At 28.1% G+C, this 26,096-nt stretch carries 22 protein-coding genes; 16 read left to right on the top strand and 6 right to left on the bottom strand.

Going from position 1 to position 26,096, the window contains the following annotated elements:
• Positions 1-10 precede the first annotated feature (10 nt).
• Positions 11-442 carry an MOSC domain-containing protein gene (locus tag HBE96_RS08460; protein ID WP_169297326.1) on the top strand — a complete coding sequence of 144 codons (432 nt, stop codon included), beginning with the start codon at positions 11-13 and terminating at the stop codon, positions 440-442.
• A 166-nt stretch (positions 443-608) separates the two neighbouring features.
• The gene (locus tag HBE96_RS08455; protein ID WP_169297325.1) at positions 609-1,655 is read left to right on the top strand and encodes an HD-GYP domain-containing protein; all 1,047 of its coding nucleotides are present in this window, start codon (positions 609-611) and stop codon (positions 1,653-1,655) included.
• A 239-nt stretch (positions 1,656-1,894) separates the two neighbouring features.
• Here the strand turns inward: HBE96_RS08455 and HBE96_RS08450 are convergent, their stop codons facing one another.
• Both HBE96_RS08450 and HBE96_RS08445 read right to left on the bottom strand, forming a co-directional pair.
• Positions 1,895-2,911 carry an AI-2E family transporter gene (locus tag HBE96_RS08450; protein WP_169297324.1) on the bottom strand — a complete coding sequence of 339 codons (1,017 nt, stop codon included), beginning with the start codon at positions 2,909-2,911 and terminating at the stop codon, positions 1,895-1,897.
• Between the two features lie 113 nt (positions 2,912-3,024).
• Complete coding sequence (locus tag HBE96_RS08445) at positions 3,025-3,948, bottom strand: NUDIX hydrolase (RefSeq protein WP_169297323.1); 924 nt, start codon at positions 3,946-3,948, stop codon at positions 3,025-3,027.
• A gap of 291 nt (positions 3,949-4,239) precedes the next feature.
• On the opposite strand from HBE96_RS08445, the gene HBE96_RS08440 reads away from it, so the two are divergent.
• From HBE96_RS08440 to HBE96_RS08410, 7 genes are all read left to right on the top strand, one after another.
• Positions 4,240-5,091 carry a DegV family protein gene (locus HBE96_RS08440; RefSeq protein WP_169297322.1) on the top strand — a complete coding sequence of 284 codons (852 nt, stop codon included), beginning with the start codon at positions 4,240-4,242 and terminating at the stop codon, positions 5,089-5,091.
• A gap of 306 nt (positions 5,092-5,397) precedes the next feature.
• On the top strand, positions 5,398-5,595 hold the full coding sequence (locus HBE96_RS08435) for a cold-shock protein (protein ID WP_169297321.1): 198 nt from the start codon (positions 5,398-5,400) through the stop codon (positions 5,593-5,595).
• A gap of 279 nt (positions 5,596-5,874) precedes the next feature.
• Positions 5,875-7,197, top strand: coding sequence for a xylose isomerase (gene xylA / locus HBE96_RS08430; RefSeq protein ID WP_169297320.1), 1,323 nt, complete (start codon positions 5,875-5,877; stop codon positions 7,195-7,197).
• Positions 7,198-7,266: 69 nt separating this feature from the next.
• Positions 7,267-8,769, top strand: coding sequence for a xylulokinase (gene xylB / locus HBE96_RS08425; RefSeq protein ID WP_169297319.1), 1,503 nt, complete (start codon positions 7,267-7,269; stop codon positions 8,767-8,769).
• Positions 8,770-9,294: 525 nt separating this feature from the next.
• A complete protein-coding gene (locus tag HBE96_RS08420) occupies positions 9,295-10,674 on the top strand; it encodes a glycoside-pentoside-hexuronide (GPH):cation symporter (RefSeq protein WP_169297318.1) in 1,380 nt (459 codons plus the stop codon).
• Positions 10,675-10,695: 21 nt separating this feature from the next.
• The gene (locus HBE96_RS08415; protein ID WP_169297317.1) at positions 10,696-12,252 is read left to right on the top strand and encodes a glycoside hydrolase family 43 protein; all 1,557 of its coding nucleotides are present in this window, start codon (positions 10,696-10,698) and stop codon (positions 12,250-12,252) included.
• Positions 12,253-12,493: 241 nt separating this feature from the next.
• Positions 12,494-14,224 carry a glycoside hydrolase family 28 protein gene (locus HBE96_RS08410; RefSeq protein ID WP_169297316.1) on the top strand — a complete coding sequence of 577 codons (1,731 nt, stop codon included), beginning with the start codon at positions 12,494-12,496 and terminating at the stop codon, positions 14,222-14,224.
• A 276-nt stretch (positions 14,225-14,500) separates the two neighbouring features.
• Here HBE96_RS08410 and HBE96_RS08405 read toward each other — a convergent pair whose 3' ends face one another.
• A complete protein-coding gene (locus HBE96_RS08405; RefSeq protein WP_169297315.1) occupies positions 14,501-15,349 on the bottom strand; it encodes a DegV family protein in 849 nt (282 codons plus the stop codon).
• Positions 15,350-15,721: 372 nt separating this feature from the next.
• Between HBE96_RS08405 and HBE96_RS08400 the strand changes: the two genes are divergently transcribed.
• Complete coding sequence (locus tag HBE96_RS08400) at positions 15,722-16,969, top strand: ROK family transcriptional regulator (protein ID WP_243186867.1); 1,248 nt, start codon at positions 15,722-15,724, stop codon at positions 16,967-16,969.
• Positions 16,970-17,193: 224 nt separating this feature from the next.
• Here the strand turns inward: HBE96_RS08400 and HBE96_RS26950 are convergent, their stop codons facing one another.
• Positions 17,194-17,322 carry an amidase domain-containing protein gene (locus tag HBE96_RS26950; RefSeq protein ID WP_169297314.1) on the bottom strand — a complete coding sequence of 43 codons (129 nt, stop codon included), beginning with the start codon at positions 17,320-17,322 and terminating at the stop codon, positions 17,194-17,196.
• A 44-nt stretch (positions 17,323-17,366) separates the two neighbouring features.
• Entirely contained in the window at positions 17,367-17,693 is a 327-nt protein-coding gene (locus HBE96_RS08390; RefSeq protein ID WP_169297313.1) for an amidase domain-containing protein, read from the bottom strand.
• A 268-nt stretch (positions 17,694-17,961) separates the two neighbouring features.
• Between HBE96_RS08390 and HBE96_RS08385 the strand changes: the two genes are divergently transcribed.
• Positions 17,962-19,311, top strand: a complete 1,350-nt coding sequence (locus HBE96_RS08385) for an MATE family efflux transporter (protein ID WP_169297312.1) — start codon at positions 17,962-17,964, stop codon at positions 19,309-19,311.
• 225 nt (positions 19,312-19,536) lie between these two features.
• On the opposite strand, the gene HBE96_RS08380 is transcribed toward HBE96_RS08385, so the two are convergent.
• Positions 19,537-20,028 carry a hypothetical protein gene (locus HBE96_RS08380; RefSeq protein WP_169297311.1) on the bottom strand — a complete coding sequence of 164 codons (492 nt, stop codon included), beginning with the start codon at positions 20,026-20,028 and terminating at the stop codon, positions 19,537-19,539.
• Between the two features lie 354 nt (positions 20,029-20,382).
• On the opposite strand from HBE96_RS08380, the gene HBE96_RS08375 reads away from it, so the two are divergent.
• The 5 genes from HBE96_RS08375 to HBE96_RS08355 all read left to right on the top strand — a co-directional run bounded on the left by HBE96_RS08375 (position 20,383) and on the right by HBE96_RS08355 (position 26,093).
• Entirely contained in the window at positions 20,383-21,072 is a 690-nt protein-coding gene (locus HBE96_RS08375; protein ID WP_169297310.1) for a DUF3786 domain-containing protein, read from the top strand.
• 546 nt (positions 21,073-21,618) lie between these two features.
• On the top strand, positions 21,619-22,092 hold the full coding sequence (locus HBE96_RS08370; protein WP_169297309.1) for an SMI1/KNR4 family protein: 474 nt from the start codon (positions 21,619-21,621) through the stop codon (positions 22,090-22,092).
• A 217-nt stretch (positions 22,093-22,309) separates the two neighbouring features.
• A complete protein-coding gene (locus tag HBE96_RS08365) occupies positions 22,310-22,681 on the top strand; it encodes a BlaI/MecI/CopY family transcriptional regulator (protein WP_169297308.1) in 372 nt (123 codons plus the stop codon).
• A gap of 5 nt (positions 22,682-22,686) precedes the next feature.
• Entirely contained in the window at positions 22,687-24,588 is a 1,902-nt protein-coding gene (locus HBE96_RS08360) for a M56 family metallopeptidase (protein ID WP_169297307.1), read from the top strand.
• Between the two features lie 341 nt (positions 24,589-24,929).
• Entirely contained in the window at positions 24,930-26,093 is a 1,164-nt protein-coding gene (locus HBE96_RS08355) for an exonuclease SbcCD subunit D (protein WP_169297306.1), read from the top strand.
• Positions 26,094-26,096 lie beyond the last annotated feature (3 nt).

Raw genomic sequence — 26,096 nt, 5'->3', positions numbered from 1 at the left:
GAAGTACGAGATGGCCAAAGTTGTTGAAGTGAATATAAGTGAGACTAAAGGAGTTGTAAAAAAACCTATTGGAAAAGGTTATTTTAAAGAAAATTATGGATTAGAGGGAGATGCTCATGCTGGAGAGTGGCATAGGCAAGTTAGTTTGCTTTCGCAAGAAAGTATTGATAAAATGAAAGCTATGGGAGCAGAAGGACTAAGCAGTGGTAAATTTGCAGAAAACATAACCACAGAAGGTATAACTTTATATGAACTTCCAGTTGGAACTAAACTTAAAATAGGAGAAACATTAATGGAAGTGACTCAGATTGGAAAAGAATGTCATAAGGGGTGTGCTATACGAAGTCAGGTAGGTGACTGTATTATGCCAAGGGAAGGTATATTTACAAAAGTTTTAAAAGGTGGTTATGTAAAATCGGGAGATACAATAGAAGTAATTTAAAATATTTTAGGACGATCCTTTAATAGGTTAATAACCTATTAAAGGATTTATTTAATATGCATACTAATGGATATACAATACTAAAATATATGAAGTGAAAATAAAGTTGAATTTAATTAGTTCGATAACAGTAATAGATAATTAAGAATTGGAGGAAACAATTAGTATGAGATATGTTCCAGTATTATGCCTTAAAGAAGGTATGAAGCTTGGCAAAAGTATATACTCTACTGAAGGTGTTGTGCTTCTGGCTGAAGATGTAGTTTTAACTGAAGAATATATATCTAGTCTTGTAAAAATAGGTGTTAATGGTGTTTATATAGATGATAGTATATCTTCAGACATAGAAGTTAAAAACGTAATTTCAGATGAACTTAGAATTCAAGCAATTAAGTCCATAAAAAGTATATATAATAATTCCAGCAACATAGGCAGAACTATAAATATGGTGGAAAACATAGCAAAAAGTATTATGTTTGAAATTTTAAATAGTAAAAATATAATGATAAATATGATAGATATTAAAACCTTTGATGACTACATGTATACTCATTGTTTAAATGTAGGTGTATTAGCAGCAGTTGTAGGAGTAGGACTTAATTTAGAGACTAAAAGGATAGAAAAACTGACAGCAGCAGGACTTCTACATGATATTGGTAAGGTATTTATATCAAAAGAAGTATTAAATAAAACTGAAAACCTGACAAAAGAAGAGGAAAAATTAATACAAAGCCATTCTGAACTTGGATATAAATACATAAAACAATATTACACTATACCTGTGACTTCTTATGTAGGTGTACTTCAACATCATGAAAGGTTTGATGGTAAAGGGTATCCTGATGGAAAAAAGGGAGAGGAAATATCAAAGTTTGGAAGAATTATATGTCTCTGCGATGCCTATGATAAATTGGTTACAAAAACAGCTACTACAAAAGCATGTATACCATCAGAAGCTATAGAATATATAATGGCTAATAATGGACAAATATTTGATCCTAAATTAGTAAAAATATTTCTTAGAAGAGTAGCTCCATATCCTGTAGGATCAATTTTAAAACTAAGTAATGGTGAAAGAGTTATTGTAATAGAAAACAATGAGGAATGTTCTATTCGTCCTAAAGTTAGGAATGTAGAAACAAAAGAAATATATGATTTAACTTATGATTGGAATTTAAGAAATGTAACTATTGTTGCTGTAGAAGATATATAAATACAGGAGCCAATGTTAAAGCTTCTAGGTAATAACATTAAATTTATTATTTATTGGTTTGTATTCAATTATTAAAAAGTTTAGTTATAACAGAGAAGTTTAATTGTTTTAAAGGTTAAATTGTTAAAAGCCTAAGGATTTTTACAAACTTGTTATTTTCAAGTAAAGGTAAAGTCCTAAGGCTTTTATTGATTTTATCTAAGGCTGATGCAAATATTTAATTATTATAAGGTTTTAAGTTAATCATTTACTTTTACATCCAGTAAGTCTAGTATGAACATTACAAGTGGAATGCCTATAAGTAATCCCCATACTCCCATAAAATGTTCTGAAGCTAATAGTATTATAAATGTAAAAAATATAGGTAATTCAATTTTAGCTGACATAAGCTTAGGATTTAAAATATAACTTTCAAGTGAGTGAATCACTGCTATCATAATTAATACATATAAAACTTTAGTAAAGCCACCTATTTTAAATGCAATCAAAGAAAGTGGTATAAGTGAAATTATAACTCCTGCTACAGGAACTAAACTAAATATAAATATCATGAATCCTAATGTAATTAATTGTGGAAATCTTAATATAGAAAGCATGATAACAGATATTATGGTATTCACAAAGGCTATTATAATTTGAGCTTGTATAACTTTACCAAAGGAATTTAAAAAATTATTTCCAAAAAAGCTGAAATATTTAAACATGTCTTTTACTTTGCTTGTTTTAAACTTTTCTAAAAAAAGTTCTATTTTTTTCTTTTCCAGCATAAAAAATAAACTTAACATTATTGCAATAAATACATTGGCACTCCATTTTCCTATATTAGCAGCTAGCTGAACTGTAATATCAAAACCTGATTTTACATATTTCTGTAAGTCAATTTGTTGAAATGCACTTACCAAATATTTTTGAATAATATCTGAATTAGAATTAGTGCTAAAATCAAATGTAGGTTGATTCAACATAGATTTAGTTTCAGTAATAAGTAGAGGTATATAATTTACTATTATTAAAACTATAGATGCAAATAATAATGAATACAAAAGAATTGTAATGAGCTTTTCTCTTACTGGAGTGATTTTTTTAAGTTGTCGTACTATCAAACCTTGTAAACTGTTCATTAAATAAGTAAATAAGAAAGTTAATAATAATAAGTTTAATAAAGATTTTAATAAATAGAAAATTATTATTAACACAATAAAGAATAAAATTCTTTTAGTAGATTCTTTTGCAAATAGCTCTTTTAAAAAGTCCATATAAAGTCTCCTTAGATTTCAAATTTTAGTTTTCTTTTCTGTATCTTCTAATATAATGTTATTTTAGAAAAAATACAATATGTATTTGTAACTTTAAACAAAATACAACTCTATTACTTAAAAAAACTGTGTTGCCAATTATCATTGAACTTATAATATTTTTCAGATTTATGATTTGAATTTTTACTTATACAATCCGTTTCTTTTATCATTGGAGTGATCTTTATTAAAAAATCTTCTTTAATTAAAGGTTTATTAAGAATAGCTTCATATACACTTTGGAGTTCTGACAGAGTAAAATATTCAGGTAAAAGTGTGAATGCTATAGGGGTATATTCTAATTTGTTTTTAAGCCTTTTAAGTGCAGTATCTATAATTTGTACATGATCAAAAGCTAGTTTACCTTTACTTTGATTTAAAAGTTCGTAATTAGGTTCTTTATTCACTATAATGCCATTTTTTGTACATTTTTCAGTGATTTTATATATTATTTCAGAATCTTTAGTATCAGATTTTAATATTAAGTTATATGTATCTTCTTTTGCACCATTATTTTTACTTGATGATATAAATTCTCTTTTTATAGAAAACCATTCTACATCACAGGCATCATCTCCTGCCTGTGGCTTTATATTGTTTTTATCTACTAAAGCTATATAAGATACAGATATAACTCTCATCCTGGGATCTCTTTTTATGTCATCTCCCCAGGTATAAAGCTGTTCAAAATATACATTCTCCACATTTGTTTCTTCTTTTAGTTCCCTATAAACTGCTTCATTTAAAGTTTCATCTATATTTACAAAACCACCTGGAATTGCAAAACATTCCATATAAGGATGATTTCCTCTTTTAATTAAAAGAATTTTTAATTCTTTTTCAGGTAACTTTTCTGTATCATATGATTTTTTATCATCCACTGTAAAGAGCAGCATATCTACAGTAGTAGAAGGCTTTTCATAATTTCCAGGCGTATATCTTTCTAGAAACTCTTTTTCTGTTAATCCATCTTTATTTTTAAGTTGTATATCTTTCATAAATATTCCATCCTTTCGTTATAATTATTGACAACTTTATGTAAAAGTTACACATTGGCATGAAAGCAATTTGATATTTTATTTACTATGTTTTTAATTAAAAGCTTATTAAATATTAATAAGCTTTTAAATGTCATATTTAAATATTAACACAAATAAATATTTATTCTCAATATTATATTTGCTCGTGAAGCTAAAAAAGATATATTACCATTGATACATATCACTGTTGATATATATTAATAATATGATATATAATATACTTGTTAATAAAGGAGGCGTCTAATTATAATGACGAAAATTGCATTAGTTACAGATAGTACATCTGATTTAGATAAAGAAATAGTTGAAAAATATAATATAAAAGTATTGCCACTTAGAATAGTTTATAAGGACAGGGAGTACATAGATAGGGTGAATATAACGCCTAATGAAGTTTATGATAATTTAGATAAGGAAATTCCACATACATCATTACCATCTATTCAGGATATGGAAAAGCTTTTTGGAGAATTGGAAAGTGAAGGATATACACATGCTATCATAGTTCCTATTTCTTCAGGATTATCAGGTACATATAATGCATTAAAATTAGTAAGCGGTAATTATCCTAGTATAATAACTACAGTTTTTGATTCTAAGTCTTTAACATTAGGGGCAGGAGCTATACTAATAAAGTGTGGTGAACTTTTAAAAGCTGGCAAAACTTATGAGGAAATAGTTGGGGCTTTACCTAAGATAAGAGATAGTATATCTGTATTTTATGCAGTGGATACGTTGAAATATCTTATTATTGGAGGAAGAATAGGAAAAGTTTATGGTACAGTAGGTGAACTGTTGAATATAAAACCAATAATATCAATAGATTCTCAAGGAATTTATTATACCTACACTAAAGTTAGGGGGAACAAAAAAGCTTTAAATAAACTAATGGATATTACAAAGGATATATTAAGTTCCTCTAAATGCAGAGTTTGGGTTATGAATGGTGGTGCACAGGACGAATGCAAGAAAGTATTTGAAGATTTTAAACTAATTCCTAACATAACTTTTCTTGGAATGGGAGATATAAGTCCTGTAGCAGGAGTACATACAGGTCCAGGACTTGTAGGAATTGTAATTATGCGTGAATTTGATTTTTAAATTTCAAATTATAGGTTTATTTTTTATAAACTTTGATATACTATAAATGACAAATGTTTAGTAATAATGTCACCAAGAATCTTTAAAACATTTATTTTGTTTTAAAGGAATATAATTAATTAAAATAACTTGCTTTATGTAATAAAATGTGATATCATTAGTACATTGCTTAAATGAAGAGTAAATAATGTTACACAAATATATTTCAATGAGTACTTAATAAAAATAGTATGTTGATATCGAAATTTTATTGGTGGGTTATTACAAAGAGTTTAAGAAAAATAAAATTTCGGAGGTACACGATAAATGAGTGGTACAGTTAAATGGTTTAATTCAGAAAAAGGATTTGGATTTATCACAGGAGAAGATGGAAAAGATGTTTTTGCACATTTTTCTCAAATACAAGCAGAAGGATACAAGACTTTACAAGAAGGTCAAAAAGTATCTTATGAAGTAGTTGATGGACCAAAAGGACCTCAAGCAGAAAACATTAACATTATCTAATTAATGAATGTTTCCCCCTTAAATAGTTTCTATTTAAGGGGGTTGCTTTTTTGCTATAATAATTCTTTTTTATAATAGTTAGAAAAAGGGACTGAGACACTAATTATTTAGGGTGTCAGTCCCTTTTGCTTTTATACTCATTTTTTAATATGAAAGTACAAATATAAATTTAAATGAATTTATAAAGCTGTTTTATAAAATAACTTTATAAAGTGGGTTGAAAAAGATTAATGAAAGTGGTATACTAAATTTGAAAATAAAGGTATGAGGTGATGAAAAATGAAAGAATACTTTAACAACGTATCTAAAATAAATTATGAAGGACCAAATTCTAAAAATCCATATTCATTTAAATATTATAATGCTGATGAAATAATTGGTGATAAATCAATGAAAAAACATTTAAGATTTGCAATGTCATATTGGCATACATTAACTGCGGATGGAACTGATCAATTTGGTGTAGGAACTATGCTTCGTTCTTGGAATAATGTAAACGATAAAATGGAACTTGCAAAAGCTAGAATGGAAGCAGCTTTTGAATTTATGGACAAACTAAATATAAATTATTTTTGCTTTCATGATAGAGATATAGCACCTGAAGGAAAAGATTTAACAGAAACTAATAAAAATTTAGATGAGATAGTATCATTTTGTAAAAATTTAATGAAAAAACACGATAAAAAATTATTATGGGGTACTGCAAATTTATTTTCTAACCCAAGATTTGTACATGGCGCTGGTACTACATGTAATGTGGATGTTTTCGCGTATGCGGCAGCACAAATTAAAAAAGCAATAGAAATTACGAAAGAGCTAGGCGGAGAAAATTATGTGTTTTGGGGTGGAAGAGAAGGATATGAAACACTTTTAAATACTAATATGGAGTTTGAGCTTGATAATTTTGCAAGACTATTACATATGGCAGTAGATTATGCAAAAGAAATAGACTTTAAAGGACAATTTCTTATAGAACCAAAACCAAAGGAGCCTACTAAGCATCAATATGATTCTGATGTAGCAACTGTTTTGGGATTTTTGAGAAAGTACAAGCTAGACAGTTATTTTAAAATAAATATTGAAGCAAATCATGCTACTTTAGCAGGGCATACTTTCCAACATGAAATATGTTTGGCAAGAATAAACAATGCACTTGGAAGCTTAGATGCCAATCAAGGTGATCCACATCTTGGATGGGATACAGATCAATTTCCTACAGATACATATAGTTCAACTTTGTCCATGTATGAAGTACTTAAAAATGGTGGTATAGCACCAGGCGGATTGAATTTTGATGCGAAAGTAAGAAGAGCATCTTTTGAACCAGAAGATTTATTCTTAGCATATATAGCAGGTATGGATACTTTTGCTAAGGGGCTTAGAGTAGCATATAAACTTTTAAAAGATGGTCCTATTGAAAACTTTATCAAAGAAAAATATTCAAGCTTTAATACTAGCATAGGTAAAGCAATAGTAGATGGAAAAGTAGGATTTAATGAGCTTGAGAAATATGCTTTAGAAAACAATGATATAAAGAATAGATCAGGAAGACAAGAACTTTTAGAATCTATAGTAAATCAATATCTACTTGAAGATAAATAATAACTTAAAATCTAGAGACAGTTAAACTGTCTCTGTAATAATAATCTTATGAAGAAAGAAGGGATGATTATGAATTTTTTAGGTATAGATTTAGGAACTTCTTCTGTAAAGCTTATCATAATGAATGAAAAAGGCAATATATTACAAAGTGTATCTAAAGACTATAACATAAGTTATCCTAAGGTTGGTTGGGCAGAACAAAACCCAGAAGATTGGTGGAATAGTACTAAAGATGGAATTAAAGAGCTTATAAATAACCATAATATTAATGCAAAAGATATTGCAGGTATAAGCTTTAGTGGACAAATGCATGGACTCGTAATTCTTGATAAAGAAAATAAAATTTTATTGCCAGCTATATTATGGTGTGATCAGAGAACACAGAAACAGTGTGATTATTTAAATAAAGAATTTGGACAAGATAAACTTTCTATGTATACAGGAAATATGGCATTAACAGGTTTTACATTACCAAAAATGTTGTGGGTTAAGGAAAATAAACCATATATATACAGCAAAATAGCACATATTATGCTTCCTAAGGACTATATAAGTTTTAAACTTACAGGAGTATTCGTATCAGATGTATCAGACGCTTCTGGGACAATAATGTTTGATGTTAAAAATAGAAGATGGTCAAAGGAAATGATAGATTTATTGGAAATAAAAGAAGATGTTTTGCCTAAAGTTTATGAATCCTATGAAGTAATAGGCAATGTTTCATTTGCAGCATCAAAAGAAACTGGACTTTTAACTGATACTAAAGTAATAGCTGGAGCTGGAGATCAAGCAGCTGGAGCTGTAGGTACTGGAACAGTTAACTCTGGAGTATTATCTGTCACACTTGGAACATCTGGGGTTGTTTTTGCATCAAATGAAAAATTTTATGCAGATAAAAAAAATAGATTACATTCATTTTGTCATGCAAATGGGAAATGGCATCAAATGGGGGTAATATTATCTGCAGCATTAAGCCTTAAATGGTGGATAGATGAAATTAACGTAGATACAAGTAAAAATGCTTTTGAAAAATTACTTTTGGAAGCAGAAAATTCTCCTGTAGGTAGCAATAAATTATTTTTTTTACCATATTTAATAGGTGAGAGAACACCTTACAATGATCCTTATGCAAAAGGAAGTTTTATTGGATTAAATGTAACTCATAAAAGGGGAGATATGACAAGAGCTATTTTAGAGGGCGTATCTTTTGCACTTAGAAATTCACTTGAAATATTAAAGAATTTAAATGTAGATATGAAAGAGATAAGAATCAATGGTGGAGGTTCGGATAGTAAACTTTGGAGACAAATAATAGCAGATATTTTTAATCTTGATGTAAGTATTGTAAGTTCAAAGGAAGGTTCAGCTTATGGGGCAGCAATACTTGCAGCAGTTGGATGTAGGTTTTTTAATTCTGTAGACGAAGCATGTAGCAAACTTATAAGAACTACAGATAAAATAGAGCCTATAAGAGAAAATGTTGAAAAGTATAATAAACTTTATAAAATTTATTCATCATTGTATATTTGTTTAAAAGATAAATTTAAAGAAATAGATAACTTATTAATATAAGAAAATCTAGCTATATGTGAATTACAAAAATTATAAGAATGATGGTTAAGTATATAAAAATAGTGAATTTTGTTTGGAAACTCAATATTTTGCGGATGCATTAAATCAAAGCAATTTTTTTAGATTGCTTTGAATAGTCCACTTTATAGATAGTTCACAGTTAATTGAAGTGGCTTTATAAAGTTTACTGAAAAAGTTATACAAAGATGATATACTAAATTTAAAAGTAGGAGGTGATCAAAAATAACAAAATGCCATAACTGATAGAATTAACTAGAAGTCTCTACCAATTTTAATGTTGCATTACATATGTAATTACACAATTAAGTGTTAACGTGTGCATAGAAAAAGTAGCTAATAGCAAAAAATAGTATCTACATGAATTCTTAAATAGTGAAATATAGAATTAATAAAAAAGTAAAGTCGTTTTTACTCATTTAAGAAAACGTTAGCAACTTTAGTGTTTTAGTATGATTCACAAAAATATGAATTCAAATGTTTAATTTAAAATTAGGAGGTTAAATTATGGAAAAAAATTCAAATGCTAAAATTTCAGTAAGAGAAAAAATTGGGTATGGATTTGGAGATTTTGCATGTAACCTTGTATATGCAAGTATTTCAAGCTATTTATTGTTTTTTTACACTGACGTTTTTGGACTAGCATCAAGTGCTGCAGCATTTATGTTTTTTATAGTTCGTATCATCGATGCCGTTATGGACCCTATTGTAGGAATGATTGTTGATAAAACTAACACAAAATATGGTAAATTTAGACCTTTCTTATTATATGGTGCAATTCCTTTTGCTGTTTTGGCTATATTATGTTATAGTACACCTCAACTTAGTCAAGGTGGGAAAATCTTATATGCTTATGCAACTTATATTGCTTTATCAGTCTGTTATACATTTGTTAATGTTCCTTACGGTGCATTAACTTCTGCAATGACTCAAGATCAACATGAATCTGTTAGTATAACTACATACAGAACATTTTTAGCAAATATAGGAGGCGTTATTGTAGCATTCTTTGTACCATTATTAGCAAATCAATTTTCAAAAACAATGAGCCTTTCAAAAAGCTGGCAGTTAACAATGATTATTATTGCAACTATTGGAGGAGTTTTATTACTTATATGTTTTGGAACAACAAAAGAAAGAGTACAAGTTCCAGCTTCACATACAAAAATAAAATTTAGTGATATTTTTGAACAATTTAAAGTTAATAGACCATTAGTAATTTTAAGTATATTTTTCTTCGTTATATATGGTGTAAAATCTGTTGTTAATTCAACTGGAATTTATTATGTTACCTACTATGTTGGAAGACCAGAATTAGTTAAATGGTATTCTGGAATAGGTACATTACCAGCACTATTTGTTATCCCATTTATTCCATGGTTAAGTAGAAAATTAACCAAAAAGCAACTTATGACATTATCTATAGCAACTGATATTATAGGTATGGTTGGATTATTTGTTTTCCCAAGTAACTGGATTACTGCCATTTTTATTTCACGTGGAATTGCTGCAGTGGGAAATGGTATGATAAGTGCATTTATGTGGGCATTAATTCCAGAAACTGTTGAATATGGTGAATGGAAGACAAATAAACGTTTAGGAGGTATGATATATGCAGTTATAGGATTTTTCTTTAAATGTGGTAATGCTTTAGGTGGAATGATTCCGGGCTTAGTTTTATCTATGAGTGGATATGTAGCAAAACAAGCACAAACACCTACAGCACTTAATGGTATTCTTATTGCTACAGCAGTTATTCCTATTTGTTTATATATTATAGCAATTGTTTGTATGAGATTTTATAACTTAGATAAAGAAACATATGCGAGAATTTCTCAAGAGTTACAAGAAAGAAATGCTCTTGAATTAGCAAAAGAACGAGTTTAATAAATAAAGGAAGTGATATTAATGCAATTTATTCACAATCCAATACTTGAAGGGTTTAATCCAGATCCTTGTATAGTAAAAGTTAATGAAAAGTACTATATTGCAGTTTCTACCTTTGAATGGCTGCCAGGAATAAGAATTTACGAATCATATGATTTAGTTAATTGGGATTACTACACTTCAGTATTAACAAATGAGAATTTAGTTAATTTACAGGGCAACCCAAAAGGATGCAGCATTTGGGCACCTCATTTAAGTTATTCAGACGACACTTTTTATTTAGTATATACTGATGTAAAAACTACAAAAGTACCATTTAAAGATGTAAATAACTATCTAATAACTGCTAAAGATATTAAAGGTCCTTGGAGCAAACCGCTTTATTTAAATAGTTCTGGGTTTGATCCAGCTTTATTCCACGATACTAATGAAAAAAAATGGTTAGTAAATGAAATATGGGATTACCGTTTAGCAACTCATAACAGATCTTGTGGAATTGTTCTTCAAGAATTTGATGATGAAAAAAAAGAATTGATTGGAAAGGTATATAAGATTTTTAATGGAACAAAGTATCAAAAAACAGAGGCACCACAGATTTATAAGCATGGGGATTACTATTATTTATTAACTGCTGAAGGTGGAACAGAAGAAGGGCACATGGTTACGGTTGCACGATCAAAATGTATTACTGGACCATATGAAGTAGATCCCAAAAATCCTATGCTAACTTCTAGAGATAATTCTGAATTACCTCTTCAGTGTTCAGGTCATGCAAGTTTAGTAGAAACAGATGAGCATGAATGGTATTTAGCACATCTATGTACAAGACCTGTTTCGGGAAAATATCCTATTCTAGGAAGGGAAACCGCACTGCAAAAGGTTATTTGGTCAGAAGATGGTTGGCTAAGACTTAGTCATGGTGGTCATTCACCTGCTTTAGATGTTGAAATTCCAAAAGGGTTCAATGGAGTTATAAATAAGAAAAACAATAGTTTTTTTGATGATTTTGATAAAAAAGAGCTTAAAAACGAATGGAGTACTTTACGACTATTTCCAAATGATAGTTGGATGAAAATAGAGACAAATAAATCTATACTTCGTATGTTTGGTGCTGAATCACCTCAAAGTACTTTTGATCAGCATATTATTGCAATACGGCAAAGAAATATAAATTTTAGTGCTGAAACTTCAATTACTTTTAATCCAGTCAACTACTTACAATTTGCAGGAATGATATTGTACCTGGATATAATGAATTACATTTACTTATACATTTCCTATGATGAAGAAAAAGGAATTATTGCACAAGTAATGAAATCGGTAAAAGATGAATTCATCATATTACCTGTTCAAGTACCAGTAAGTGGCAATAAAGTAAAACTACATGTTGAAGTAAATGGAATTAACGCACGATTTAGCATAGAAGATAAAGGGAAACAAGAATTTTTAGCTAAAGAAGATATTAGCTTTTTGTCAGGAGGATTTACAGGAAATTTTGTAGGATTAACAGTTAATAATTTAGAGAAGAAAAATGACTGTTTTGCTGACTTTGATTATTTTAATTACCAACCCAAGTAAAAATAAAATATTAAGGCATATGAGAGATATTAATATATTTTGCATTTGATAAGAAGTTAGGTTTTGCTGATACAATATAATGAAAAATATACTAGCTGACTTCTTAGTTATTATCTTGAATATGTCTTAATCTTACTTATGCATAATTAGATAACTGTATTTTAGGATTGTTGTTTCCTGTTATATGTTTATATAATTTATTAAATATTATTTGTATTAACAATTAGGAGGTACAATTTATATGAAACAAGTTTGGAAAAATAGAAAATTACCGATGCTTTTTCTTATGTTTTTTATAGCTACAGTGATTGGTTTACTTGAGCAATGTAAAGTATATGCAGCAGACATTCCTATACCTAAGAATCCGCAAGCAATTTCTCAGTCAATTACCTATGAAAAAGCAACACTTATTTGGGAAAAATTTAAGGGAGCTGGTGAAAAAATTTATAATCCAACTAAATTACGTAAAGCTCCAGCTTCAATAACAGATAAATCAGTCGTATTAGTTTGGGAAAAGCCAGCTCAATATTCTACAATAACAGGCTATATTATTTATGATAATGATGGTAAAAAGATAGGCGAAACAGACAAGACTTATTATAAGATACAGGGTTTAGAGGAAAATAAAAAATATAAGTTCAGTGTAAAAGCTCACGATACCAATGGCTTTGAATCTAAAAGCAGTAATGAAGTTGCAATAAAGACAAAAAATACAGAAAAGGTTCTAAATGTGAAAAATTATGGGGCTGTTGGTAATGGCATAGCCAAAGATACTGAAGCAATTCAAAAAGCAATTAACGACTGTAAAAAGGGAGAGACTGTTCTTTTGCCTGAAGGAAAATATCTAAGTGGTGCATTGTATTTGCATGATGATATGACATTTTATGTAGCTCAAAATTCACAACTCATACCAAGTACAGAATTAAAAGATTATCCTTGGACTTCTGCAAGACATGATATTGAAGATATTTATGATCCTAATAGTCCTACACTAGGAAATCCAGCATTTTCAAGCTTATTAAATGTTGGAACAATGGATAGTAAGAAAGGAACTACAACTTATAATATTAAAATTATGGGTGAAGGGACAATTGGTGATGAGAATAATGGTTTAGAACTTCGAAAAGCTTATGATGCATTTTGTGCTGATACACAACATAACAAGGCATCTCATTATGGTGGAGGTAGTCTAATTAGCTTGAAAAATTGTTCAAATGTTTACCTTGATGGAATTCATATTAGAAACGGCATGATGTGGACTGTAGTTCCAGTATACAGTAAAAATGTTACATCTTATAATCTTGATATCAATACAAGTGTGCATAATGGCGATGGTTTTGATCCAAATTCTTCAAATGATGTATATTTGCTTAAAAATACTTTTTCAACAGGTGATGACTGTTCCGCAATTAAATCTGGTAAGGATGCTGAAGGACGTAAAATTGGTAGACCATCTAAGAATATATACTATCGTGGATGTGTGTTTAATTTTGGTCATGGAGGTATTACATTAGGCAGTGAAATGTCTGGAGGAATAAGTAATGTTTTTGCGGAAGATTGTACTATTATTCCTTTTGATCTTAAGAATGGAAATGTGAATAATGGAATCCGTGTAAAAGTTAGTCCATCCAGAGGAGGATATATTCATAATCTTCAATTAAGAGATTCAATTTGTAATAGAATTTCTGTTATTACCAACTATGATAAGCAGAAAAGTGCAACTCCAGGTGTTAAACTTCCTGATATTTCTGATTTCAAATTTGAAAATGTTAACGCACCTAAAGGCAATCCTAAATATATTTTAGACTTAAACGGCTCAAATTTTGGAAAGGATGTTTCATATCTCAGCAATTTACAATTTATAAATTGTAATTTCTATGAAGCAAAGCTTGATTGTTGTAAAAATGTACTTTTTAAAGAATGTAGTTTTCAAAATGGAATTACTAAAACAAATAGTATCAATATTAAGTAAAACATAAATGTGTTTTACTGCATTGGAAAAAATAAAAAACTTAAATTATCTATTTTTTATTGATAATACTTCAAGACAACTTATAATAAATATTAAGTTAGTCATATTTTAAAAGTGCCTTGAAAGCTTCCAAATAGAAGCCTTCAAGGCATTTTCACATTAGGTAAAATAGAGATTTAAATTAGGCATATGAAAGAAAATAACATATTGACCAATTATTTTTTCAATAGACCTTAATACCATAACATAACGGTTAATGCTTTGGTATATTAAAGTTTAATCTATTGTTTCTACAACGAAACCTACAAGACCTTTACCAGTATTAATTCCTAATGCTGGACAGATTTCTCCTTCTATTTTGCATTCAATTAAGTTAGGTAAATGTCTTATTGATTCATATAATGTAAGAGCTTTTTCTTTTGCATCTCCACTTAATATCCATACCTTACATTTACTCATTTCCAACTTGCTTTTAGCTATACTTGTTAATTTTGATATTGATTGTTTAACTCCTCTTACTTTAAAAATTGCTTGAAAAGCTCCTTTTTTATCTATAGTTATTATAGGTTTAAGATTAAGTATTTCTCCGACAGTTCCTGCAACTTTACCTATTCGTCCACCTTTCTTTAAATATTCCAATGTATCTATTGTGAAAAAAACTTCTGTATTATCTCTAATTTTAGGTAAAACATTTACTATTTGTTCAAAGGATTTACCAGCTTTTATAAGCTCTACCGATTCGGTTATTATAGCACCCTCTGCCATAGTTAAAGATAAAGAATCAAATACATGAATTTTTAAACCTTGGAAGTTATCACAAAATAATCTTACTGAATTATAGGTGCCTGAAAATTGATTGGATATAGTTACTATAATAGCATGAGTATAGCCTTCTTTGATTCCTTTTTCTAATATATCACTTAACCTATCAATACTTGGAAGTGATGTTTTGGGTATTTCGTTTGGTAGCATTTCATACAACATTTTAGAATTTATATCAATTCCGTCTTCGTATTCCATATCTTTAAATGTTATCTTAAAGGGTAAAAGTTTTATATTATTTTTTTTAATAAAATCTTTGTTTATATCAGATGCACTGTCAGTTATTAATAGTATTTTTTCCATTTTTTTAATCCTCATTTAATTTTATTATTTTACTCTAATATAATCTAATGTATCTTCTTAAAGGTTCACATATATATTCAAAATTTTTGACATTAGGTAAAGAGTAGATATATTTAGTGTACCACCAATATTGAATTTATGGAATATTATAAGTAAAATAGATATAAGATTTTAGTTGAGATTATGAATTGCAACACTTAGTATATAAAGATCTTATAGAAAAGATTTAAACTATTAAATAAATAATCTTTTGATAGTACAGATCAGTATTCGTTAAAAATGATAGTTACTTTTACTTAATACTAGAACTTTATAAAGCCACTTGAGAAACTTTTGCATAGATGGTATACTAAATTTAAGTTAAAACAAGCGATGATTAAATATGATACATCAGCTAGATCAACCAGATCAACTAAAATAGTATTAATAAATTTAATTTTGAATGGTGGTACTAATATGAAAAGGTTAAAATCAATAGATCAAGAAACAATAAGAAGATTAAATCAAAAAAAGATATTAAATCTATTATACAGAAACAATAAACTTACAAAGCAGGATATATCGCAAAAACTTGATATAAGTATTCCGACTGTTATAAGTAATAGTAATGATTTAATAGAACAAGGATTTTTACAAGAAGCTGGTGTTGCAGAATCCACAGGCGGTAGAAAACCTACAATTATTAAATTTATTCCAGATTGTAGATATTCTTTTGGAGTGTGTATCACAAAGGATAGAGTTAGAATTATTTTGGCAAATTTAAATTTTAATGTAATACATGAAACAAATTTTCATATGCCTGAAAATTTATGTGACTTTAAAGATATAATTATTAAAGTTAGAAATTGTGTAGAAAAAATTATAAATAATCTCAATATTCCTTTAGATAAAATACTAGGAATAGGATTTTCATTACCTGGCGTAGTAGATGAAAAAAGGTTGTTTTTGAAAAATATGACAAATTTAGGAATTAGAAATATATTTTTTAAGGAGTTTGAATGTTTTTTTAAATTTCCAGTTTTCATAGAGAACGAAGCAAATGCTTCAGCGTATGCAGAAGCTTTTATAAATTTCAGTGATACAAAAAATAGTTTGATTTTTATATCTATTACAGAAGGAGTTGGAACAGGGATAGTTATTGGCGATAGTGTTTATAAAGGCTTTAATAAGCGTGCAGGTGAATTTGGACATATGACTATTGTTAAAAATGGTAGAAAGTGCAACTGTGGTAAAATGGGATGTTGGGAACTATATGCTTCTAAAAAAGCTTTGCTTGATGAATATAGGAATATTTTTAATGATGATAAAAATAACTTAAGTTATTTTTTAAAGATGACTCAAACTAATCAAAAGGCAAAGGCCATACTTGATACATATGTTGACTTTTTAGCAGAAGGGATTAAAAATATAATCTTGACTTTAGATCCTAAAGATATACTTATAGGAGGAGAAATATTTCCATATAAGAGTTTCATAGAAGAAGATTTAATAAAAAAAGTATTTGAGAGCAATAGCTTTTATGATAAGAATCAATGCAATGTGATGTTTTCAAGTTTAGGAGAAAATGCTTCTATATTTGGTGCTGCATTTTTACCAATGGAAAAAATATTTTTTTTATAAATAAGGATATAATTAAATAAGTCTTATAATGGATGAGTGCGGTATAATAGTATATATTATCCTAAAAAACCTAATAAAAATAAATATTTTAATTAAAATAAATATAAGTAATTTAAAAGTGGAGAGTTAATAATGAATAGAAAAAGCTATTTGCTCTCCACTAAAAATATTTCTAGGTAATTTGCTAATGAGAAAAGTATCAAAAGATATTTACCTTATATGAATTAGATGAGAAAAATGTTTTTGTTTCCCAATCCCAAATTCCATGAAAAATGATATCTGTCTGTAATATGGGGATTTACTAAAGGATAACCTTTGGAATCAAAACTAGTTATAACGGCAAAATGATCCATATTGCTTTTTTTTCATAATAAATCAAATCACCTAAGTAAAGTTTCTAAGCAGGATCTAAAGAATCATTTTGGGGAGTTATCAAATCTTCAAAACACCCTCTCTTTATTAAACGTCCTTTACCACTATATATTAAATGTGATTTAAAACTATCTGCATTTATCCAAGCACTACTTTCACTAATATTACCATATCTAGCATAGGAACAATACCAAGTTCCATCAAATTTTAATCTACCAGATTTCTTATCAGCAATTACTTGATATGCAAAATTTGTACAATCTTCACCTATAACAGTAAAATCCACATATTTTTTTATTGTATTTAAAAATGTTTCTATTACCCAAAGCGGCAATGAAATATTTATCTGCATATTCTACAGCTTTTAGTCTATTATACCTTTCTTATGTGTTTATAGGAACATTTTTCTTTATTCTTTTAAAATGCATACTAAAGTAAATACCTCCTTTACTAATTAATTATTGGTTTAATAATTATTATAATTATTTTTTTCATAGTTAATATAAAGAATGTTGCAATAAATATATAATTTTAAGCAAATTTCATATTAAAAACATTAAGTTATTAATATATTTAGAAATATGAAACTAAATCTAAAATTAATAAAAAGGTGGTTAAAAATGTTAAACAAAAGTACTATAAAAGAGGTTTTAGATATATCACTTCCAGCAGTGGGTGAAAGTATTTGTTATACCCTTATGTCTATATTTGATATTATGATGATTGGTAATTATGGTGGAAGTACTGCGGTAAATGCTGTAGGAATAAGCAGTGAAATATTAAATACTTGTGTAAATATTTTTATAGTAGTAGGTATTTCAATAGGAATAACTTCTTTCGTATCTAGAAGTATAGGTGCACAGAAAAAATCTTCAGCTGATGAATATGCATCTATAGGTTTTCTTTTAGGATTTATATTTTCAATTTTTATATGTTGTATACTATTTAAATTTAGTAGAAATATATTATTTTGGGCTGGGGCTAAAGGAAATGTATTGAATGTGAGTAATAATTTTACGAAGATAGCTGTGGTAGCTGTATTTTTTAATATGATGACAAATGTTATAAATTCAATATTAAGAGGATATGGAAATACTTATGCCCCATTTTTAATAGCAGTTTTTATTACTGTAGTTAAGTTGCTATTAGATGTAATATTAATATTTGGCATAATAGTTCCAGAGTTGGGTATCATAGGCTTAGCAATAGCTTCTGTAGGTTCTCAAGGAGTTGGTTTTATTGCTGCATTAATTTATTTTTTAAAAAAATCTTATGTAAAAATAAGATTTAAATATATTTTTTACTTAAAAATATCAAAAGTGAAAAATATTTTACTTCTTTCTATACCATCTTCTATGGAGGATGCTGCTTTTGGATTAAGTAAGTTGCTTTGCACATTTATTATTATGCATTCAGGAAATATTGCTTTTGCATCTAACCAAATTGCTAATACTATTGAATCTATTTCTTTTATGCCGGGGATGGGATTTGGAATGGCTGCAACTACGCTGGTAGGAATTAAGGTAGGAGAAAAAAATTATAAAAAAGCAAGAGAGTATACATATGCATGTGCATTAGGTGCGGTATTGATGATGGGCTTTTTTTCAATAGTATTTTTAGTAATGCCAGGAATATTAGTAAACTTATTTATAGATGAAGGAGAAAAAAGAATTATATATTTAGCATCCTTATGTCTTTTTATAGGAGCTTTTGAACAACCATCTATAGCTATATCTACAGTTTTTGCTAGTGCGTTAAAAGGTGCTGGTGATGCTAAAACTCCTCTTGTAATTTCCTTAGCTACTAGCTGGATTATAAGATTACCTTTGATTTTTTATTTTATACATTTTTTAAAACTCTCTGTAATTTATGTATGGTGGGTTACTGTTATACAATGGGGAATTGATGCCATATTAATGTTTATATGCTTTGAAAAAAAGTTAGGTGCTAAGAATAGATTATATCAATAAATTATTATGAACATTTTAAATGGACTAGTTAAAAATTTATTTTAGGTATATGAAAGAAAATAACAAGTCAAAGATGTTAGTATATTTTGCGATTAACAAGGAAGCAGGTTCCGCTGATAGTTGATCTATCAAAGGGTTCTGCTGACGCAAAATATACTAACATGCTGACTAGTTATTTTGTGAATATGCCATGAAAATTTAACTAGTCTGTTTATAAAATCTTATTTAACACATAACGATAATCTTATATGGCGTGGTTTGGGCTGGTATACTCATTGTGGAAGCGCCGTAGATAACAATTAAGTTCCGATTTGCAGGATTTCTAGCGAAGAGTTGATTGTTTTCTAGTACTATTCGAGTATAGGGTGTAATATTTAATCTTAATTTATTATCGCTGCTTACTAATTGACTGTTAAAATAGTCTACTTTTACGTTTTGATATTGAGAATCTTTTGCCATAACAATTGCTCTAAATTGTGGTGGGAAAATGAGAGGAGTGGCTGCATTTGCATCATAAAAACCAGTAACCATATCTCCTACTGATACTGTTACATTGTTTACAAAGTAAGTAGAGGGTGTTACTACGAAGTTTACTAAGGTTCCAAATTTGTTTTCTACAGACATTAATTTATAGCATCCTAAATTTTCTCCACTTGTATTTATCCAAAAATCATCGATCATGGTAATAATTCCATGAAAAGGTTGAAAATTTTTCATTTCTAGGTCCCAACTCCTATATAAATTCTCATTGTATATACTATGTATCACTAAAACTTTATGTTACATTTACTATTAAAAATGATATTTTAAATAACTAATACAAATGTTATAATTAAATAGAATTAAAATTGTAATATAATAGAATTAAATAAGTAAGTTATATTCATTGGTTTCAGGAAAAGTGTGTTAAGACATCAAATAAAGTGACTAATTAAGGATTAAAAGATGCGTCCATGTTGAACAGAAGCTAAAAATATATATGGTATGTTTTAAGTGAAAATTTAATAAAAAGGGGGTGAACTTTTAGAGAATTTGTATAGCTAATATATTTACATTCTCTAAAGATAATATATGAATGATATTGAATTAAATGATGACAGGCAGGGGAGAGTTCCTTATGAATACATACAAAATATGTTTGCCAAGGAAGATCCAGTTCAAATATCTCAGCAATCAGGAATTTATTATGATGAAGAAAACCATTATTTTAAAATAAAAATTATGGGAAAAGAGTATAACATAAAACATCCGCAAGGAAACATGTATGACTTAAAAACTCAGAAAGAAATAAGTGCATATACTATAAAAACCATAGTCTTAAGGTATCTTGTAAACTCAAAGAATGTACCTGTGTTTAATAAGGATATAACCTATAAAGAAATACCAGGTGGATTGGTTTATTATAGGAATTTTTATAATAGAACCATATTAAAATTAGCTAAGATTTTTGGTAATGATTTAAAGGCATTAGAAGAAGTAACTTTGTGTGTAGAAGGCACTTTAATAAAAAAGGGAGATGCAGCCTGCAGGTTTGAATTTATAAATAATGTATATATAACATTTGTTATATGGCAGGGTGATGATGAACTGGAAGCTTCGGCAAACATACTCTTTGATGGAAATATACAGTATTATTTTAATGCAGAAGATTTAGCGGTAGTAGGTGATGTGGCTATAGAATTGTTAAAAAATAAAGGAGAAATACCTAACTGGATAGGTCTTTATCAGAAAAAAACTAAAGATGGATATGAAATAAATTGATCTAGTAATAAATATTATAAGTTTAACTTTTATACTTTTAAAAGCATCTTTTACAATATTTTAGCAGTAAAGACAATAAATAATATGAGAATTTAGATTATAATATTATCACAGGCACAATTTATATATTGATGTATGTGTAGAAATCACATAATATATTTAAATTAAGAAAGACATGGGGGAAAACATGATTACTATGGATAGAATAAGTTGTTAAGGGATTTAAAAAGTACTTATGAAATACTAAAAGGATAATTTGTGCGCAAGCACCGTATTATTAAATTAATACGGTGCTTTTTTAAGCAAAGATATATTGTTATAAAGTTTGTATAACAAAAATATTATACAGTATTTTCTAAAATATACGAAGTATAAGTATAAGAGGTAAATATATCTTGTAAAACATAAATCAAGGCTGAAAGTTAATTAGTTGAAATTAAGGTGTTAGTTGGAATGATTAGACTTAATAAAAGACATAAGGTTAAAAAAGTTATCAAGTAATGTGTAAATAATTTAAAAAAGTTTTGAGATATGGAGGAATAAATTATGAGCAAAACAGAATTAATGTGTAAAACTGGAGGTATAGAAAAAATTGAAAAATATTTTGAAATAAAATTTTCAAGTACATATAAAGATGTGATATTTAAAATTGAACAAAGTTATCCAGAAGTTATAGATTACAAGGTGGATATTCCTGGATATGGGATAATTAATTTTAATTTTCAGAGATTATTAGAAGAAGAATTTATAAATTTTACTAAATCATTTAGTGATAGAATAGTGGATACAAAAAGAATTATTCCCTTTGCGTCAAATTTAAATGGAGATGTATTACTTTTTGATTATATAGAAAACACAGATGAACCAGCTATATTATATATGGAACATGAAGAAGCTCTATGCATCGAAGATATTACACCATCACAATTAAAAGCGAAATCTTTAGAAGAGTGGATAGAAGGAAACTTTATCTTTGTATCAACTTCTTTTGAGAAATTTAAAGATATGATTTATATTTAAAAAAATAATAGAAATTAAAAAAACCGCACTCTTCTAAAAATTTAATGAATTATAAGAGTACGGTTTTTAAAATCTTTAAAGTTAAAAAAATATATATATTTACTGCACAAATTCTATATTACCAATTGTAGATATGAAAAGTATTTTATTGACAATTAGGGATTACAGTTGTATACTTAGTTATGTTAACAATTGTAATCCAACGGAGGTGAATTTTATGAAAAAGGGCCCTAAAATATCAGAAGCGGAATGGGAAGTTATGAAAATAGTGTGGGCATATAAGTTATGTACTTCAAGACAAATAACCGAGGCTATCGAGAAAAATACAGAATGGAAACCTAAAACTGTAAAAACTTTAATTAATAGGTTAGTTGGAAAAAATGTACTTGGGTATAAGGAAGATGGTAGAAAATATATTTATTATCCACTAATAGAAGAGGCTGAATGCATAAAAGAAGCAAATCAATCTTTTTTAAGTCGAGTATATGATGGAGCAATAAAAAAAATGCTTGTAAGTTTTATAAAAGAAAACGACTTATCAAAGGATGATATTGAAGAATTAAAGCGCATTCTAGATGAGAGGGAGTAATACCAATGGTAAGCTTATTCTTCTATAATTATATTTTGTTTAATTGGATAGTTCAGTTATCTGTTAGTGCAAGCATATTGATAGTTTTAGTTCTAGCGATACAGAAATTGATTAAAAACAGATTTGGAGCAAGGTTTCAATATATAATTTGGTTTGCTGTAGTATTACGATTAGTACTGCCACAACTTCCAACAAGCTCAATTAGTATATTTAATTATATACCTTCGGCAAAGCAAATGCCTCCAATAATCGTTGTAGAAAAAAGCATTAAAAATGAAAAACAAATAGGTGCTGAACCAAGAATTAATTCAGCATATGCTAGGTATGATGAACATAATACCGAAGGCGGCTTAAATCAGTTATTAAATCTTAGTTATGTAACTAAGAATACACCTTTAAATCCAGATATAAGCTTTTTTCTTTCTTTAATATGGATAATTGGAGTATTTGTAATAAGTATATATAAATTATCAATATATATAAACTTTCAAAACAAAATTAGAAAAAGGAATGCATTTTGTGATACCGAAGTAATAAATATATTGGAAAATTGCAAATCTCAAATGAAAATAATCAGGTATATTAAGCTAGTTGAAACAGAAAAAGTTAAAAGTCCATCACTTATAGGAGTTATACATCCTATAATACTAATTCCCAAAAACATGCATGAAATAGTTCCTATGAGTAAGCTTAGCTATATATTTATTCATGAATTGTCTCATTTAAAGCAAAGAGATACAGTTATGAATTGGATAATGCTAATACTAGGAATATTACACTGGTTTAACCCAGCTATTCATTATGGTTTTAGTAAAATGTGTGAAGACATGGAAATATCCTGTGATTCTCTTGCCTTATCTTATATAAATGATGATGAAGCAAAGGAATATGGATTAACAATTCTTAGTCTTGCTGAAAAAATTTCAATTTATACTAACCTTCCGGGAATGGCATCAATAGTTAGCAGTAAATCTAAAATAAAAAGGAGAATTATTATGATAAAAATGTTTAATAAAAAATCTCATAAAGTTTCTGCAGTGGCTATGGCATCATTATTAGTATTAGGTTGTTCTGTACTGACAGATGGTAATGCAAAAGCATCATCAATAAAAAATCAAATAGTATCTAAGTTTTATAAACATCAAGATAAAGTTGATTATCCTTTTGTTAATGATGCTAAGCTAATTGGAAGATGGCAAAGTGTAGATTTTGTAAAGGACATTAATGATTTTAAAGTTGATAGTAAAAGTTGGAATGACGATTTATTTGTTAAAGAATTAAATTTTTTACAGGATGGAAAAGTATCTAAAAGTGCATTTACATGGACAAAAGGCATTATTTTGAACCAAGCCTCAAAAACTGCAAGTAAATATGTAATTAAAGAAATAAATGGTTCAACTTATATGTTCTTTGAATGGAAGAGTGGAGACTATACAATGAGAGGGATGAAGCCCTATTACTATGTAATGAAGAAAGTAAATTCGGTGCCTTCATTAACAACTAATACGTATGGTGAAGAAGTTGGAAATAGAAGAGTTGATAAAGTTGACTATTCTTTCGTAAATGACTCACAGGTTATTGGAAATTGGAAAAGCGTTGATTTTGTGAAAAATACTAGTGATTTTAAACCTGGTATTCAATCCTGTCAGTCAGAGTTGTTTTTAACTGCCTTGAATTTCACTAAAGATGGAAATTTGGATTCAAAACTTTGTAAGGACGGAAAAATTTTGGATTTAAAACTTACATGGACAAAAGGTATTGTTATTAATAAAAATGTGAAAACAGCAAGTAAATATGTAATTAAAGAAATAAATGGTTCAACTTATATGTTCTATGAATGGAAGAATGGAGATTATATAGATGGAGGTATAAAACCTTATTATTATGTATTAGAAAAGACAAATTAACAAAATAGTTTGTTTAAATACAGGATATTAAAAAAGTAAATAACTTAATTTTCAAAGGCAAAATAAAGAAAACTATAGCTACAGGATATTTTTAAATTATCTTGTGGCTATAATTATTTTCATGATAAAATATTAGTTGCAAAAGATAATAAACTTAGCCTTTTATACAGTTAAAACTATTGTATATAGTGTTAAAATAGGATAGATAGAGTTTTGGAGGTCGGATAGCTAGTAATTAGAAGTTTTTGGCTATGGGTTTGCACTAGGGGGTAAAAAGAGTTAATAAGGTATTTGCACAAAAATATACGTTTATATATAACATATGAAGGTGAGGGTTCTCAATGAAGATAATTCATACAGGTGATTGGCATATAGGTAAAATGGTACATCAGATACAGATGATTGAAGATCAAGAGTATATTTTAAAAGAGTTTATAAAATTAATTGAAGAGGAAAAACCAGATGTTGTAGTTATTGCAGGAGATTTGTATGATAGATCAGTTCCTCCAGTTGTGGCAGTAGAGCTTTTAGATAGAGTTTTTACGAAAATACTTGTTGATTTAAATACACCTATAATCGCCATTGCAGGTAATCATGACAGCGGAGATAGAGTAGGATTTGCAAGCCAAATTTTAAAAAATAAAGGTTTGTACATTTGCGGAAAGTTAAGAAAAAATATTAACCCTATAGTTATAAAGGATCAATATGGAGAAGTTAATTTTTACCCAATTCCTTATGCAGACCCAGCAGAAGTAAGGCATGTAATGGAAAATGAGGACATACATAACCATAATGAAGCTATGAAAAGCATAATAGGTTCTATAAAAGAAAATGTGAATGAAAGTAAAAGAAATGTTTTGATAGCTCATGGTTTCGTAATAGGTGCAGGTGAAAGGGATACTTGTGAATCTGAAAGGCCACTTTCTATAGGTGGAACAGAATTTATAGATATAGAAAACTTTAATGGTTTTAATTATACTGCATTAGGACATTTACATGGTGCTCAAAAGGTAGGAGGTGATAAGGTTAGATATTCTGGTTCGCTGCTTAAATATTCTTTTTCAGAATTTAAGCAAAAAAAATCTGTTACTATAGTAAATTTAGATAAAAATGGAGAAGTAAGTATAGAGCTTAAAAGTCTTATTCCTCATAAAGATATGAGAATTATAAAGGGAAAAATGGAAGATTTGCTAAGTCCTGATGTTTATAAGGATACTGATGTTAATGATTATATTTATGTAGATTTAACTGATGAATGTGAAATTATAGAACCTATGAGTAAACTTAGAACAGTTTATCCTAATGTACTTAAGCTTACAAGAAACTCTTTTAATAGAAAAATGGAAAATGGAAGAACCTCCTTACAGGAAGATTATAATAATAAAACAATGCTAGAACTTTTTAATGAATTCTATACAAACATAACTGGAAGAGAATTTACTGAGGAAAAAAAAGAGGTTCTAGTAAAAGTATTAAAAAGCGTAGAAAAGAAAGAAGGGAGGTAATAA

Origin of the sequence: Clostridium muellerianum (genome assembly GCF_012926525.1) — a bacterium.
Taxonomy (GTDB): Bacteria; Bacillota; Clostridia; order Clostridiales; family Clostridiaceae; genus Clostridium_AM; species Clostridium_AM muellerianum.
The sequence above is the reverse complement of the archived record's forward strand: the minus strand, read 5'-3'. Positions and strand labels throughout refer to the sequence as shown.

What these genes read in the sequence shown, in the direction of transcription:
- HBE96_RS08400 (WP_243186867.1), top strand. Translation starts at nt 15,722, where the DNA reads ATGATTAAATATGATACATCAGCTAGATCAACCAGATCAACTAAAATA.
- HBE96_RS08460 (WP_169297326.1), top strand. Translation starts at nt 11, where the DNA reads ATGGCCAAAGTTGTTGAAGTGAATATAAGTGAGACTAAAGGAGTTGTA.
- HBE96_RS08360 (WP_169297307.1), top strand. Translation starts at nt 22,687, where the DNA reads ATGGTAAGCTTATTCTTCTATAATTATATTTTGTTTAATTGGATAGTT.
- HBE96_RS08450 (WP_169297324.1), bottom strand. Translation starts at nt 2,911, where the DNA reads ATGGACTTTTTAAAAGAGCTATTTGCAAAAGAATCTACTAAAAGAATT.
- HBE96_RS08415 (WP_169297317.1), top strand. Translation starts at nt 10,696, where the DNA reads ATGCAATTTATTCACAATCCAATACTTGAAGGGTTTAATCCAGATCCT.
- HBE96_RS08435 (WP_169297321.1), top strand. Translation starts at nt 5,398, where the DNA reads ATGAGTGGTACAGTTAAATGGTTTAATTCAGAAAAAGGATTTGGATTT.
- HBE96_RS08445 (WP_169297323.1), bottom strand. Translation starts at nt 3,948, where the DNA reads ATGAAAGATATACAACTTAAAAATAAAGATGGATTAACAGAAAAAGAG.
- HBE96_RS08410 (WP_169297316.1), top strand. Translation starts at nt 12,494, where the DNA reads ATGAAACAAGTTTGGAAAAATAGAAAATTACCGATGCTTTTTCTTATG.
- HBE96_RS08390 (WP_169297313.1), bottom strand. Translation starts at nt 17,693, where the DNA reads ATGCAGATAAATATTTCATTGCCGCTTTGGGTAATAGAAACATTTTTA.
- xylB (WP_169297319.1), top strand. Translation starts at nt 7,267, where the DNA reads ATGAATTTTTTAGGTATAGATTTAGGAACTTCTTCTGTAAAGCTTATC.
- HBE96_RS26950 (WP_169297314.1), bottom strand. Translation starts at nt 17,322, where the DNA reads ATGGATCATTTTGCCGTTATAACTAGTTTTGATTCCAAAGGTTATCCT.
- HBE96_RS08380 (WP_169297311.1), bottom strand. Translation starts at nt 20,028, where the DNA reads ATGAAAAATTTTCAACCTTTTCATGGAATTATTACCATGATCGATGAT.
- HBE96_RS08365 (WP_169297308.1), top strand. Translation starts at nt 22,310, where the DNA reads ATGAAAAAGGGCCCTAAAATATCAGAAGCGGAATGGGAAGTTATGAAA.
- xylA (WP_169297320.1), top strand. Translation starts at nt 5,875, where the DNA reads ATGAAAGAATACTTTAACAACGTATCTAAAATAAATTATGAAGGACCA.
- HBE96_RS08355 (WP_169297306.1), top strand. Translation starts at nt 24,930, where the DNA reads ATGAAGATAATTCATACAGGTGATTGGCATATAGGTAAAATGGTACAT.
- HBE96_RS08370 (WP_169297309.1), top strand. Translation starts at nt 21,619, where the DNA reads ATGAGCAAAACAGAATTAATGTGTAAAACTGGAGGTATAGAAAAAATT.
- HBE96_RS08455 (WP_169297325.1), top strand. Translation starts at nt 609, where the DNA reads ATGAGATATGTTCCAGTATTATGCCTTAAAGAAGGTATGAAGCTTGGC.
- HBE96_RS08405 (WP_169297315.1), bottom strand. Translation starts at nt 15,349, where the DNA reads ATGGAAAAAATACTATTAATAACTGACAGTGCATCTGATATAAACAAA.
- HBE96_RS08420 (WP_169297318.1), top strand. Translation starts at nt 9,295, where the DNA reads ATGGAAAAAAATTCAAATGCTAAAATTTCAGTAAGAGAAAAAATTGGG.
- HBE96_RS08385 (WP_169297312.1), top strand. Translation starts at nt 17,962, where the DNA reads ATGTTAAACAAAAGTACTATAAAAGAGGTTTTAGATATATCACTTCCA.
- HBE96_RS08440 (WP_169297322.1), top strand. Translation starts at nt 4,240, where the DNA reads ATGACGAAAATTGCATTAGTTACAGATAGTACATCTGATTTAGATAAA.
- HBE96_RS08375 (WP_169297310.1), top strand. Translation starts at nt 20,383, where the DNA reads ATGAATGATATTGAATTAAATGATGACAGGCAGGGGAGAGTTCCTTAT.